The organism is Paracidovorax konjaci (genome assembly GCF_900112675.1).
In the GTDB taxonomy this organism is placed as follows: domain Bacteria; phylum Pseudomonadota; class Gammaproteobacteria; order Burkholderiales; family Burkholderiaceae_C; genus Paracidovorax; species Paracidovorax konjaci.
Genome location: NZ_FOMQ01000003.1, coordinates 221,465 through 235,693 on the forward strand (window position 1 = coordinate 221,465; position 14,229 = coordinate 235,693).

At 68.2% G+C, this 14,229-nt stretch carries 12 protein-coding genes; 7 read left to right on the forward strand and 5 right to left on the reverse strand.

Annotated elements, in window-relative coordinates; all coding sequences use genetic code 11:
- Positions 1 to 2: 2 nt before the first annotated feature.
- The 5 genes from hutH to BM144_RS05550 form a co-directional block, all read right to left on the reverse strand.
- A complete protein-coding gene (gene hutH / locus BM144_RS05530) occupies positions 3 to 1,598 on the reverse strand; it encodes a histidine ammonia-lyase (RefSeq protein ID WP_245783550.1) in 1,596 nt (531 codons plus the stop codon).
- A gap of 95 nt (positions 1,599 to 1,693) precedes the next feature.
- Positions 1,694 to 2,548, reverse strand: coding sequence for a histidine utilization transcriptional repressor HutC (hutC, locus tag BM144_RS05535; protein ID WP_434802647.1), 855 nt, complete (start codon positions 2,546 to 2,548; stop codon positions 1,694 to 1,696).
- A gap of 112 nt (positions 2,549 to 2,660) precedes the next feature.
- On the reverse strand, positions 2,661 to 3,467 hold the full coding sequence (locus tag BM144_RS05540; protein WP_092950300.1) for an ABC transporter ATP-binding protein: 807 nt from the start codon (positions 3,465 to 3,467) through the stop codon (positions 2,661 to 2,663).
- The gene (locus BM144_RS05545; RefSeq protein ID WP_092950301.1) at positions 3,467 to 4,351 is read right to left on the reverse strand and encodes an ABC transporter permease; all 885 of its coding nucleotides are present in this window, start codon (positions 4,349 to 4,351) and stop codon (positions 3,467 to 3,469) included. Before BM144_RS05545 ends, BM144_RS05540 begins: the two co-directional genes overlap by 1 nt.
- A gap of 8 nt (positions 4,352 to 4,359) precedes the next feature.
- A complete protein-coding gene (locus BM144_RS05550; RefSeq protein WP_092950490.1) occupies positions 4,360 to 5,325 on the reverse strand; it encodes an ABC transporter substrate-binding protein in 966 nt (321 codons plus the stop codon).
- 480 nt (positions 5,326 to 5,805) lie between these two features.
- Between BM144_RS05550 and BM144_RS05555 the strand changes: the two genes are divergently transcribed.
- From BM144_RS05555 to BM144_RS05585, 7 genes are read left to right on the forward strand one after another with little or no spacing between them, the layout of a single operon-like run.
- Positions 5,806 to 6,666, forward strand: coding sequence for an STAS domain-containing protein (locus tag BM144_RS05555; protein WP_092950302.1), 861 nt, complete (start codon positions 5,806 to 5,808; stop codon positions 6,664 to 6,666).
- A 12-nt stretch (positions 6,667 to 6,678) separates the two neighbouring features.
- Complete coding sequence (locus tag BM144_RS05560) at positions 6,679 to 7,053, forward strand: STAS domain-containing protein (protein WP_092950303.1); 375 nt, start codon at positions 6,679 to 6,681, stop codon at positions 7,051 to 7,053.
- The gene (locus tag BM144_RS05565) at positions 7,043 to 7,447 is read left to right on the forward strand and encodes an anti-sigma regulatory factor (RefSeq protein WP_092950304.1); all 405 of its coding nucleotides are present in this window, start codon (positions 7,043 to 7,045) and stop codon (positions 7,445 to 7,447) included. The genes BM144_RS05560 and BM144_RS05565 overlap by 11 nt, the downstream gene beginning before the upstream one ends.
- A complete protein-coding gene (locus BM144_RS05570) occupies positions 7,447 to 8,514 on the forward strand; it encodes an ATP-binding SpoIIE family protein phosphatase (protein WP_353615067.1) in 1,068 nt (355 codons plus the stop codon). Before BM144_RS05565 ends, BM144_RS05570 begins: the two co-directional genes overlap by 1 nt.
- Before the next feature lie 32 nt (positions 8,515 to 8,546).
- Entirely contained in the window at positions 8,547 to 9,461 is a 915-nt protein-coding gene (locus BM144_RS05575) for a sensor histidine kinase (protein WP_092950306.1), read from the forward strand.
- Between the two features lie 5 nt (positions 9,462 to 9,466).
- Positions 9,467 to 11,446, forward strand: coding sequence for a hybrid sensor histidine kinase/response regulator (locus tag BM144_RS05580; RefSeq protein WP_092950307.1), 1,980 nt, complete (start codon positions 9,467 to 9,469; stop codon positions 11,444 to 11,446).
- An 18-nt stretch (positions 11,447 to 11,464) separates the two neighbouring features.
- Positions 11,465 to 14,134 (forward strand): ATP-binding protein, encoded by a 2,670-nt coding sequence (locus BM144_RS05585; RefSeq protein WP_092950308.1) that lies wholly within the window; start codon positions 11,465 to 11,467, stop codon positions 14,132 to 14,134.
- The last annotated feature ends 95 nt before the right edge of the window (positions 14,135 to 14,229 follow it).

Below are 14,229 nucleotides of genomic sequence, written 5' to 3' on the forward strand. Positions count from 1 at the left end.
AATCAGTCCGAATGGCTGGGCAGGCAGCCGGCGAGCGCCGCGGGCCACTCCGTCTCCAACGCCCAGAGGCGCATGGCCTCGATGTAGGGCGCGAGGTAGCGGTCCTGCTCCAGGAACGGCACCCGCGCGCGGATGGCGCCGAACTGCGCCTCCACCAGCGGCGATGACCGGAGCCAGGGCGCGGCGCCGTCCGCGGCGGCCTGGGCGGGGCGGCGATCGAACTCCAGGCCCTGCGCGGCGGCCATGGCCTCGATGCCGGCGATCACCGCGGTGTTGCGCACCATCTCGGACAGGCGCCGGGCGCCGTAGGTGGCCATGGAGACGTGGTCTTCCTGGTTGGCCGAAGTGGGCAGGCTGGTCACGCTGCTCGGATGGGCCAGGCATTGGTTCTCCGCGGCCAGCGCCGCGGCCGTCACCTGCGCGATCATGAATCCCGAGTTGACGCCGCTGTCGCGGATCAGGAAGGCCGGCAGGCCCGAGAGGCCGGTGTCCAGCAGCAGCGCCAGCCGCCGCTCGGAGATGGCGCCGATCTCCGCCACGGCCAGCGCGATGATGTCCGCCGCGAACGCCACGGGTTCGGCGTGGAAATTGCCGCCGGAGATGACTTCGCCCGTGTCGGGAAAGACCAGCGGGTTGTCCGAAGCGGCATTCGCCTCGGTGGCGAGCACGCGCGCGGCGTGCTGCAGGTTGTCCAGGCAGGCGCCCATCACCTGCGGCACGCAGCGGATGGAATACGGGTCCTGCACCCGGCCGCAGTGCGGGTGCGACGGATCGATCTCGCTGCCGTCGAGCACCGCGCGCATGGCCGCCGCCACCGCGATCTGTCCGGGTTGGCCGCGCGCTGCGTGGATGCGCGCGTCGAACGGCTTGACCGAGCCCTTGATGGCCTCGAGCGTCAGCGCGCCGGCCATGAGGCCCGCGGCCAGCACGCGCTCGGCACCGAACAGGCCCACCAGCGCGAGCGCCGTGGACACCTGGGTGCCGTTCAGCAGCGCCAGCCCTTCCTTGGGGCCCAGCACGAACGGTTCGAGCCCCACCGCGGCCATGGCCTCGCGCCCGGAGACCACCCGCCCCGCCACGCGCGCCTCGCCCTCGCCGATCAGCACGCACGCCAGGTGAGCGAGCGGTGCGAGATCGCCGGAGGCGCCCACCGACCCCTTGGCCGGAATGACGGGCAGCACGTCGGCATTGAACAGCGCGATGAGCGCATCGACCAGCGCCGGCCGCACGCCCGAATGGCCGCGCGCCAGGCTCACCGCCTTGGTCGCCAGCACTAGGCGCACCACGGGGTCCGGCAGCGGATCGCCCGTGCCCACGCTGTGCGAGAGCACGAGGTTGCGCTGCAGTTCGGCCAGACGCTCGTGCGCGATCCTGGTGCTCGCGAGCTTGCCGAAGCCGGTGTTGATGCCGTAGACCACCTGGTCTTCGTCCACGATGCGCTGTACCGTGGCCTCGGAGGCCCGCAGGCCTTCCAGGGCTGCGGGGTCCAATGCGAGCCGCAGGCCGCCGCCGGCGGACAGGCGCCGCAACTGGCCGAGCGTCACCTGCCCTGGATGCAGCACGAGGGGGGCGGAAAGCGTTTCGCCGGGATGCGTCATGGTCGGTTCTTCCATTCCTGTATATACAAGTTGCACGGGTCGAAGGATAGTGGATTCCGCGCGGGATTCCAACCGTTTTCGCGCGCCGGCCCGGTTCAGCCCACGGCGGCGTTGCCGTCGGCGCGGAAGCGGCTTCCGAGCCGGTAGCGGGAGGCGGGGTGCAGGCAGCGCACCATCGTCACGGGCACGCCCCGGCTCCAGGTGCGGCGGGTGAGCAGCAGACAGGGCTGGTCCGGGTCCATCTCCAGCGCGCGGGCCTGCTCGGCACTGGGCAGCACCGCATCCACCACGTGCTCCACCTGGTCGAACGGCACGTTGCGCACGAGGTATTCGGAGGGCTGCTGGCGCTTGAAATCCTGGCGCGCGAAGGCCGGCACGAGGCGCGGATTGACGTAGCGGTCCTCCAGTTGCACGGGCACGCCGTCCTCGCGGTGGACGCAGACCGCGTGGAACACCGACTCGCCCGTGCGCAGGTCCAGCGCGGCGGCGATCTCCAGCGTGGCGGAGATGCGCTCCACCGTCAGGACATCGCACCGGTAGTCGTGGCCGCGCTCGCGGATCTCGCTGGCGAGGTTGGCGATCTGCAGCAGCGTGGACTGCGGCTTGTCTTCCGCGACGAAGCTGCCGACGCCAGCCACCCGCACGATGCGGCCCTGCTCCGACAGCTCGCGCAGCGCGCGGTTGGCCGTCATGCGCGACACGCCGAACTGCGCTACCAGCTCGCTCTCCGAGGGCAGCCGGTCCCCGGCGCGCCAGGACCCGTCCTGGATCTTGCGCGCGATGAAATCCTTGACCTGCTGGTAGAGGGCCACGGCGGCATCGGCACCGGTGCCTGCACCCGCCTCGGGCGGCGTGCCGGCCGCGGCCTTCCCTCCGCGCGCGCCGCGCCGCGCCGAAGAGGCCTGCGGCGCAGGCGCGGGAGAACGGGAAGACCGCGGGGACCGGGACACTGGGGCACTCAAAATCATTCACCTCCGTGCTGCGCTGCGCACTGCTGCGGTGCAGCCCGCACGGCGGGGGCCGGCGGAAAACCATGGGGACGGCATTCTCGCGGATCGCCCGTCAGTGCGGCCCCGCGGCCATCGATTCGGCGCGGATTTCCTCGGTCAGCCGGGCCTTGAGTTCCATGAACTCGGGCGTGGTCTTCACCGTGTAGTGGCGCGGGTGCGGCAGGTCGACGGCCAGCTCGGTCTTGATGCGCCCGGGCCGCGCGCTGAACACGGCCACGCGGTTGGCCATGAAGATGGCCTCGTCGATGTCGTGGGTGACGAACAGCACGGTCTTGCGCTCGGCCTCCCAGATGCCCAGCAACAGCTCCTGCATGAGCACGCGGGTCTGGTTGTCGAGCGCGCCGAAGGGCTCGTCCATGAGCAGGATCTTCGGGTCGTTGGCGAGCGCGCGCGCGATGGCTGTGCGCTGCTGCATGCCGCCCGAAAGCTGCTTGGGATAGTGGTTCTCGAAGCCGCGCAGCCCCACCTTGGCGATGAAGTAGTCGCTGCGCTCCTTTTGCTGGGCAGGCGCCATGCCGCGCTCGCGCAGGCCGAAGCGGATGTTCTGCTCGATGGTGAGCCAGGGAAACAGCGTGTAGCTCTGGAACACCATGCCCCGGTCGGCGCCGGGGCCCTCGACGGACCGGCCATCCAGCACGACATCGCCGCCGCTCGGGAAATCCAGGCCCGCCACGATGCGCAGCAGCGTGGATTTCCCGCAGCCCGAGGGCCCCAGGATCGTGACGAAGTCGTTTTCGCGCACGTCGAAATCCACGGGGAGCAGCGCCTGCGTGGCCTGCCCGCGCGTGCCGGTGAAGGTGCGAGACACACCGCGGATGGAGAGCAACTCGCGCTCGGGATTCGGAGAATGGGCATTCATCAGAGCGCGCTCCAGGCGAAAAGGCGCCGGTTGACGGCCTTGAACAGGAAGTCGGAGACGAGCCCGATGACACCGATCACGATGATGCCGAAGATGATCTGCCCCGTATTGAGCAGTGCCTGGCTGTCGGTGATCATGTGCCCGATGCCCGATGACGAGCCGATCAGTTCGGCCACGATCACATAGGTCCAGGCCCAGCCGAGCACGAGGCGCAGCGTCTCGGCAATGCCGGGCGCGGCGCCCGGAATGAGCACCCGCAGCACGATGCCGCGGCTGCCCGCGCCCAGCGTGTAGGCCGCCTCGACGAGGTCGCGCCGTGCGCCGCCCACGATGACGGCCACCATCAGCGTGATCTGGAAGACCGAGCCGATGAAGATCACCAGCAGCTTTTGCGCCTCACCGATACCGGCCCAGAGGATCAGCAGCGGGATGAAGGCCGAAGCCGGCAGATACCGGCAGAAGGACACGAAGGGCTCGAAGAATGCCTCCACCGGCTTCCAGGCGCCCATGCAGATACCCAGCGGCACGGCCACCACGGCGGCCAGCACGAAGCCGCCCACCACGCGCCATACGGTCATGCCGATGTCCTTGAGGAAGCCGTATTCGGTGAACAGCAGCCAGCCTTCGCGCAGCATGGTGAGCGGGCTGGCCAGGAAGGTGGGCGACACGAAGCCGCCCAGCGTGAAGGCCGCCCACACGGCCACGAACAGCACGAAGAAGGCCGCGCCCAGCGCCGTGCGCGCCCCCGGCGCCACCGGCTCGAGCGGAGCGAAGCGGCGGGGACGGCGGCGCGCAGGCAGCGTGACGCCGCCCAGGCGCGTTGGCGGGACAGGCGGCGCCACCGGCGCAGCGGCGGCGGAGGCCGTATTGGAAGAGGCAGCCATTCGCCGGCTCAGCGGATGAAGCTGGCGTCGTAGGTGGCGTCCAGGTTGGCGGGCGCCTTGCGGATGACCCCGGCCTCCAGCAGGATCGGTACCGAGTCCTTCATGAACTGCTGCAACTCGCCCGCGAAGAACTTCTGGTTGGCCGCCTTGTCCTGCCAGCGCAGGAATGCGGACGACTTGGCGAATTGCTCGCCGGTCTGCTTCACCGCCGCGCCCATGATGTCGTTCGACTTGGCGGGATCGGACTGGATCAGCGCGATGGCATCGAAGTACGCGTCTGCCAGCGACTGCGCGGCTTTCGCATTGGCCTTGAGCCAGACCGGATCGCAGCCCACGGTGTCCATCACCATCGGGTATTCGATGGTGGTGGCGAGGATCTTGCCCGCCTGTGGATTGGCGCGCACGGTGGAGAGATAGGGCTCATAGGTCATGGCCGCGTCGTTCTGCCCGGCCACGAAGGCCTGCGCCGCAGGCTGGGGCTCCAGCGAAACGGTCTTCACGTCCTTGAGCGTCATGCCATTCTTGGACAGCATCCAGGCCAGCCCGAAATACGGCGCCGTGCCGGGTGCACTCACGCCGATGGTCTTGCCCTTGAGGTCGGCAAAGCCCTTCACGTCGTTGCGCACGGCCAGGCCGTCGGCGCCGTACGACTTGTCCATCTGGAAGATCTGCACGATCGGCACACCGTTGGCATTCCAGGCGACATGCGTCTCCACCGTGGTGGCCGCGCACTGGATGGCCTTGGAGGCCAGCGCCAGGTGGCGGTCCTTCTGCGGAATCATCTTCAGCTCGACATCGAGGCCATGCTTCTTGAAGAGCCCGGCCTTGTCGGCCAGCGTGAGCGGCGCGAAGCCCGTCCAGCCCGACATGCCCAGCACGATCTTCGTTTCCTGCGCGTGCGCGGCGACAGCCAACCCGGCCATGCATACCGCCGCCGCCATGCGCGACATTCCTACCACCACTGATCGGCCCATCATCCTGCTCCTTGTGAGTGCATCGTCTAATGCGCGCGCCCCGCAATGGAACGCGCACCTGCTTGCTCCGGCCGCTGATTCTTGCCCAATGCCCACCCTGTCTATACAGGGTTACTACGCAGAAGACTCCGCGAGCCCTTCGAAGGCCGGGATACCGCCGGACGGAAAATGCCACTGCAAGAAAAGGGCCAGCGTGGGGGCATCGCACCCTGAGGACCGTTCCATCCGGCAGAAAAGGCGCCAAAAAAAGACACCCTCGGAACTCCGGGAGCCACGGGTCCGCGGGAGGCTCAAGCGTGGCCGATGCCCGCCAGCCGTGCGCCACAGGCCCGCCGCGCGCCACTACGGTGTCCGGTGTTGTGCGCAGCCTGCCACGCGCCGCGTCAGACATTGCCGGAAAGCACGGTTTGCGCCCTCGGCGGCATGGCCCCGGCCCTTAGAATTTGCCGGATTCATCACCTGTCGAAAGCGCGCTTGGCCATGACTCCGCAACAAGAAACCCTGCTGGCCATCCTGGACCGCAATGAAGAGGCCGTCCTCCGAGAATGGCTGGCCGAGGCGGCACAAGGCGACTTCTCCCTGCGCCCCGGCACCGAGGTCGATGCCCGCGAGATCCTCCAGAGCCTGCGCACGGCTTTGCGCAGCGCCCCTCCGTCCACCGGCACCCCCCAGCCCGGTACCGCATGGCACACGCTCAACGGCGTACTGGAGTCGTTGTCGCGATCGCGCGCCGCACGGGGAGAGACAGCGGGCGCCACCAGCGTGTTCGTGCTGGCCCTCAAGAAAGCCCTGTTCACCCAGCTGCAGCAGGAAACGCGGGACGTGGATTCCCTGCAGGCAGCGCTCTGGACCGCCACGGCTCTGGTGGACCGCATGGCGCAGCACACGGTCAATACGTTCCAGCAGGCCCGCGAGGAAATCATTCGCCGGCAGCAGGAGGAACTGCTCGAACTCTCCACCCCCGTCATCAAGCTGTGGGACGGCGTGCTGGCCGTGCCCATGATCGGCACGCTCGACAGCAACCGCACCCAGGTGGTGATGGAAACCCTGTTGCAGCGCATCGTCGATACCGAATCCGATATCGCCATCATCGACATCACCGGCGTGCCCACCGTGGACACGCTGGTGGCGCAGCACCTGCTCAAGACCGTGGCGGCGATCCGCCTCATGGGTGCCGACTGCATCGTGAGCGGCATCCGCCCGCAGATCGCGCAGACCATCGTGCACCTGGGCATCGACCTGCAGGGCATCCACACGCGTGCCACGCTCGCGGATGCCCTGGCGCTCGCGCTGCAGAAGAACGGCTGGCGCATCGCACGCGCACAGGCTGAGCAAGCCTGACAGGAGCAGCACATGGAACGCATCCCTGTCCTGCGCATGGGCGATACGCTGCTGGTCACCATCCAGGTGGACATGCAGGACCGCACGGCCCTCTCCCTGCAGGAAGATCTTGCAGAGCGCATTGCCAACACGGGCGCCACCGGCGTGATGATCGACATCTCCGGGCTGGAGATCGTGGATTCGTTCGTCGGCCGCATGCTCAGCAGCATCTCGGGCATCGCGCGCATCCTGTCGGCCCACACGGTCGTGGTCGGCATGCAGCCGGCTGTCGCCATCACGCTCGTGGAACTCGGCCTGTCGCTCGAAGGTGTGCGGACCGCCCTGAACGTGGAACGCGGTATGCAACTGTTGCGCCGCATCCGCGAGGAGGCCCCTCTTGGCCGATGAACCCACGGGCACGCTGCCCATCGAGTCCGAACAGCACATCGTCGCCTGCCGGCAGACCGTGCGGGCGCTCTGCACACGGCTGCGCTTCTCGCTGGTGGACCAGACCAAGGTGATCACGGCCGCCAGCGAACTGTCGCGCAACACCCTGGTGCACGGCAAGGGCGGACAGATGCGCTGGGAGGTGCTCGAACAGGCCGGACGCACCGGGCTGCGCCTGCATTTCGAGGACGAGGGGCCAGGCATCGCCGACATGGCACTGGCGCTCTCCGATGGCTGGACCTCGGGGGGCGGCATGGGCCTGGGCCTGCCCGGCAGCCGGCGCCTCGTGAACGACTTCGACATCCGCTCGGCCCCTGGCCAGGGCACGGACGTGACCATCACGAAATGGAAGTGATGGCCTGCGCACCGCCCGACGTCCTGCAGGGCTGGACCCATGCGGATTTCCCGATCGACGATGCGAGCCGGGTGGGCGAGGCACGCCGTTTCGCGGCGCACGAGAGTTCGGCCATGGGCTGGAACGGCACCGACTGCGGGCGGCTTTCCCTCGTGGTCACGGAGCTTGCCACCAATCTGCACCGCCATGCCAGGAACGGCCGGCTGCTGATCGCATCGATCCCGCAACGGCGGCAGGTGGAAGTCATCGCCATGGACCACGGCCCGGGCATCCCGGACCTGCGTGTGGTCATGCGCGACGGTTACTCCACCGGCGGTTCGCCCGGCACCGGCCTGGGCGCCTTGCGCCGGCTGGCAGACACTTTCGACATCCACTCCACCGCCCAGGGCACCGTCTGCGTGGCCCGCGTGGACGAGCGGCCCCTGGAACAGGACGACGGCTTCGCCGCGGCGGACGCTGCTCCGCGCAGCACCGGCACGGCGCCTGCGATCCGCATCGGCGCCATCTGCCTGCCACTGCGGGGGGAGACGGTGTCCGGCGACGGCTGGGCAGCGGCCATCGAAGGCGAACGCATCGCGCTATGCATGGCCGACGGACTGGGCCACGGCGTGGAGGCCGCCCGTGCATCGCGAGGCGCGCTGGAAGTATTTGCGCAGGGTCCGTTCAGCGAATTGGGCGGGCTTGCCGACCGCATGCACCTGGGCCTGCAAAGCACCCGGGGCGCAGCCGTCTGCAGCCTGAGGTGGGACGGGGCCGCGAGCGCCGTGCACAGTGCCAGCATCGGCAATGTGTCCGCACGCCTCGTCTCCGGGCTGGAAGACCGTTCCGTCCCCGCACAGCACGGCACCGTGGGGCTGCACATCCGCAGGGCGAAGGAGATCGCCACTGCGGCGCCTGCCTATGCGATGCTGGTCATGCACACCGACGGCATCGAGACCCGCTGGCACGCCGGCGCGGTCCATCCGCTGCTCGGCCGTGACCCCACCCTGGTGGCTGCCGTGCTGCTGCGCGACCACCACCGCGCCCGCGACGACGCCACCGTGGTGGTCGTGCAGCGGGCCGGATGAGTGGGCGCCGCACCTACTTCAGGAAACGCACGATGACCCCCGAAAACGAAGTCCCGGGCGCGACGCAGGGCGGCGAGAGCGCCCTGCCCCCGGACGCATTGCTGGCAGCCCTGGCTGCCAGCCAGCAGGAGGTGCAGGCCCTGCGCGCCGAACTGGAGGAAACCAACCGCGGTGTGGTGGCCCTGTACTCGGAGCTGGACGCACAGGCGGAACAACTGCGCCAGGCCACGGAGATGAAGAGCCGGTTCCTGGCTTACATGAGCCATGAATTCCGCACGCCGATCAGCTCCATCCTCAGCATTGCGCGGCTGCTGACGGACCATGTGGACGGCCCGCTCAACTCCGAGCAGGCGCGGCAGGTGGGCTTCATACAGACCGCCGCAGCAGAGTTTTCCGACATGGTGGACGACCTGCTCGATCTGGCGAAGATCGAGGCCGGCCGCGTCGAGATATCGCCCGCGTGGTTCGAGATGCTCGATCTGTTCCAGGCACTGCGCGGAATGTTCAAGCCCGTGGTCACCAATCCCGACCTCAACCTGGTGTTCGAAGAGCCCGAGAACATGCCCCCGCTTTTCACGGACGATCGCAAGCTGTCGCAGATCCTGCGCAACTTCATCTCCAACGCGCTCAAGTTCACGCCGCGTGGCGAGGTACGCGTGTCCGCCGCAGCGCTGGATGGCGACCGCGTGCGGTTCTCCGTCTCCGATACGGGGATCGGCATCGCCCCCGAATTCCACGCCCGGGTCTTCGAGGATTTCTCCCAGGTGGGCTCACCCCTGCAGCGGCGCCTGCGCGGCACGGGCCTGGGCCTCGCACTCAGCCGCCAGTTGGCGGAACTGCTGGGCGGCAACGTGGAACTGCAGAGCGCGCTCGGCCGGGGGTCGGTGTTCTCCGTCACGCTGCCCACGCGGCTTTCCATCCCGGCCGCCACCGGGCCATCGGAGTAAACGCCATGCTGGACGTCAGCGCGATCCACGCCACCATCGATCGATCGGCCCACACGGTGCTGGTAGTGGACGACAACCCCGTCACGCGCTACTCGACCGTGCGCATCGTGCGCGCCGCGGGGTTCCAGGCGCTGGAGGCCGACAGCGGGACGCAGGCCCTGCAACTGGCCTCCAGCGGCGTTTCGGCCGTGGTGCTGGACGTCCACCTGCCCGACATCGACGGCTTCGCCGTGTGCCGCACACTGCGCTCGCAGCGGGAGACCGCGCAGTTGCCGGTGATGCATCTGTCTGCCGCGCACGTGCATACGGAGGACCGTGTCACCGGTCTCAACGCGGGCGCGGACGCCTACCTCACCCATCCCGTGGAGCCTGCGGTGCTCGTGGGCACCCTGCAGGCACTCATCCGGGCCCGGACCGCGGAGGACAGCCTGCGGCGCAGCGACCGACGCTTCCGGGCCATCTACAGCCAGGCGCTCAATGGCATCGGCCTCATCGAAGCCGACGGACGCTTCTCCGACATCAATCCCGCCATGGCGCGACTGCTCGGCCGGCCGCACGAAGAAGTGATGGGCCGCCCGTTGAGCGACTTCGCCCCGCCCGGCTGGGTCGATTTCGTGAAAGAGCACACCCTGGATGGCCGCCATCCCGGGACCTGGCGGGGGGAATTCCCGCTCATGCGCCCGACGGGTCAATGGGTCTACCTGGAGTGGAGCATTTCCGCCCACGTGGAGCCGGGCCTGCGCATGGCCCTGGCTGCCGACATTTCCGAGCGGGTGGAACTCGACAGCCGCCGGCAGGACATCCTGGAGCGCGAACAGGCGGCGCGTGCGACGGCCGAGCGCCTGAGCCGCACCAAAGACGACTTCATCGCCGTGCTGTCGCATGAATTGCGCACCCCCCTCAACGCCATTGCCGGCTGGGTGCACATCCTCAAGCGGCGCGGCGGAACACCGGAGCTGCTGAAGGGCCTGGACTCCATCCACCGCAACGTGAAGGCGCAGGCGCGGATCATTTCGGACATCCTCGACGTTTCCCGGATCAACAGCGGTAAGCTGCACCTGGAGCGTGAATGGGCCCAGCCCGTCGAGGTGGTGCGGTCCGCGATCGACGCCCTGCAGGCCTCCATCGCCGAGAAGCACCTCGACGTGACCGTGCGTGCCGATGCTGCGGGCGGCCCGGCATGGCTCGACCCGACGCGCTTTCAGCAGATCTTCTGGAATCTGCTGACCAATGCCATCAAATTCTCGAACGACAGCGGGCGCATCGAAGTGGACGTATCGCGCACGGGTGCCGCGCTCACCCTGTCCGTCCGCGATCACGGACGCGGTATTTCCGGCGAGTTCCTGGAGCACCTCTTCGACCGTTTCACGCAGAGCGATTCGCCCGACAACCGGCGCCACGGCGGCTTGGGCCTGGGCCTGTCCATCGTCAAGCACCTGGCCGAGCTGCATGGCGGCAGCGTGGAGGCCTACAGCGCCGGGCCCGGCGAGGGAACGACGATCACGGCCACGCTCATGGTGGCCTATGACGGGGGGTCGCAGCCGAGCCTGCCGGCCCGCTCGATGGACGACGCGTCCGAACTGCCGATCACGGACCGCCCCCTGAGGGGACTGGACATCCTGACCGTGGAAGACCACCCCGATGCCAGCGAGATGCTGGCGGTGGTCCTCTCCGATGGTGGGGCACGGCCGCGCCAGGCGGGCGATTTCGATGCGGCCGTCCAGGCGCTGCAGCAGCAGTGGCCGGACGTGGTGGTGAGCGACATCGGCCTGCCAGGCCGCGACGGATACGACCTCGCCCGCGCGCTGCGGGAAATGCCGGTGCCGGCGGGGCGCAAGCCCCCCGTCGCGATCGCGCTGACCGCATTTTCCCGGCCGCAGGACGCCGACAAGGCGCTCGAGGCCGGCTTCGATGCCCACCTCGGAAAGCCCTTGCAGCCGCATGCCCTGATGGCCACGATCACCCGTCTGATGGGCAGCCACTAGGCCCACCGCACAGAACTCATGACGACCTCTTCTCCCTCCCTCGCGGAACGCCATGCGGACATCTTCATCGGGCAGAGCGAGATGGCGCGCCACATGCGGCAGCACGACTGGGACGCGACACCGCTCGGGCCTCCCGAACGCTGGCCCCAGGGGCTGAAAGCCGCCCTGCGCATCCTGCTGACGTCGCGCTTCGAGATGTGGGTGGGCTGGGGACCCGACATCGCTTTTTTCTACAACGATGCCTATACGCCCACCCTGGGCATCAAGCATCCCCAGGCACTGGGACGGCCGACCTCGCAGGTATGGGCGGAGATCTGGAACGATGTGAAGGACCGCATGCATGCGGTCTACGAACGGGGCGAGTCCACGTGGGACAGCTCCCTCATGCTTCTCATCGACCGCGCGGGCACCGGCACTCTCGAAGAGACGTACCACACCTTCTCGTACAGCCCCCTTCTCGATGATGACGGCCGGGTCAACGGCCTGTTCTGCGCAGTCTCGGAAGAGACGCGCCGGGTGATCAGCGAAAGGCGGCTGGGCCTGCTGCATGACCTGGCGGCCGCCATTGCCCGCGGTGGCACGCGGCAGCAGGTTCTGGACAACGCCTGTTCAGTGATGGCCCGCGCCCAGAACGACCTGCCGTTCTCTCTGATCTACCTCTACGACGCCCAGGGTACCGCACGGCTGCACTGCAATGCGGGCATGCCCGCAGGCCATCCTCTCGCTCCGTCCGAACTGCCGCCGGGAGCATCCCATCCGTGGCATCTGGACAGGCTGGCCTCCGGAAAACCCGCTTTCTCGATCTCCCTGGATGCCCGAGCGGACGCGCCCACCGGGGCGTGGGGCGTGTCGCCGCACACGGCGTTCGTGGCGGCGCTGCCTCCCCAGGGAAACAACCGATCTGCAGGGTTCTTCGTGTGCGGCGGCAATCCGCACCGGCCGGATGACAACGACGAGATGCTGTCGTTCGTGCAACTGCTCGCGGGCCAGGTGGCGCCGGCCATTGCGCATGCCGAAGCATTGGAGTCGAGCACGGCGGAGCGTGACCGGCTGAGAGACCTCTTTCGCATGGCCCCCGGCTTCATGTGCGTGATGCGCGGCCCGGACCATGTCTTCGAATTCGTCAACGAGTCCTACCAACAGTTGATCGGCCGGCGGAACCTGGAGGGCAAGACGGTCCATGAAGCCATGCCCGAGCTGGAAGGCCAGGGCATCCGGGAACTGCTCGATGAGGTCTACCGCAGCGGCAAACCCTACATCGGCAAGAACCTCAAGGTACGGCTGCAGCGGACGCCCGACGCGCCGCTCTCGGAGCACTACCTCAATTTCATCTACCAACCCACATTGGACAGCCAGGGTGCGGTGAACGGCATCTTCGCCGAAGGCTACGACGTGACCGACCAGCGTCTCGCCGAGCAGGAGCTGCGCGCGCTCAACAGCCACCTGGAAGCGCGGGTGGCCGAACGCACGCGCGACCTGGAGAATGCGCTGGCCCGGCTCACGGCCGAATCGCGTGAGCGGGAAGTGGTACAGGAGGCTTTGCGGCAGTCGCAGAAGATGGAAGCCGTGGGTCAGCTCACCGGAGGCCTCGCGCACGACTTCAACAACCTCCTGGCCACCATCAGCGGCAGCCTGGAGCTGCTGAGCAGGCGCGTGGCACAGGGCCGGTTCGACGACCTCGGCCGCTACGTCACGGTGGGCCAGGGCGCTGCGCGCCGCGCCGCTTCGCTGACGCATCGCATGCTGGCGTTCTCACGCCGCCAGACGCTCGACCCCAAACCCACCGACGTCAACCGCCTGGTGCGCGGCATGGAAGAACTCATCCGCCGCACGATCGGGCCCGAAACCGAACTCGAGGTCGTGAATGCAGTGGGCCTGTGGACCACCCATGTGGATCCGCACCAGCTCGAAAGCGCCCTGCTCAACCTGTGCATCAACTCGCGCGACGCCATGCCCGGCGGTGGCCGGCTGACCATCGAGAGCGCGAACGCGTGGATGGACGAGCGGGCAGGACGGGAACGCGACCTGCCCCCGGGTCAATATGTTTCGCTGTGTGTCACCGACACCGGCACGGGCATGACGGCCGAGGTGATGCAGCGGATCTTCGAGCCCTTCTTCACGACCAAGCCCATCGGAATGGGCACGGGCCTGGGGCTGTCCATGGTGTACGGATTCGCACGCCAGTCCGGAGGACAGGTGCGGGCCTATTCCGAGCCCGGCATGGGCACCACCATGTGCATCTACCTGCCGCGGCACGAGGCGCCGCCAGAAGATTCGGATCTGCCGGTCGCCCGGCCGCTGGAAGCGGTGGAAGGCTCTGGTGTGGTGCTGGTAGTGGACGACGAGCCGAGCGTGCGATCGCTGGTGGTCGAAGTGCTGCACGAAATGGGCTACCAGACCCTGGAAGCCGGGGATGGCCCCTCCGCACTGCAGATCCTGCAGTCCCAGGTGCACCTGGACCTTCTGATCACCGACGTGGGCTTGCCCGGCGGCATGAACGGGCGGCAACTGGCCGATGGTGGACGCCTCACGCGGCCGGAGTTGAAGATCCTCTTCATCACCGGGTACGCAGAAAACGCCGCCGTGGGCAATGGCCACCTCGAACGCGGCATGCACGTGTTGACCAAGCCCTTCACCCTGGATGCCCTTGCACACCGTGTGCAGGCCCTCATCCGGCAGACCACGTGACCATCGGCGCGCTGGCCGCTTCGCCCCCCTGCGCCCATGGCTATTGCCGACCGAATGGGGCACGGGCGCAGCGGCTGCGCCATCCTTGCGCAAGA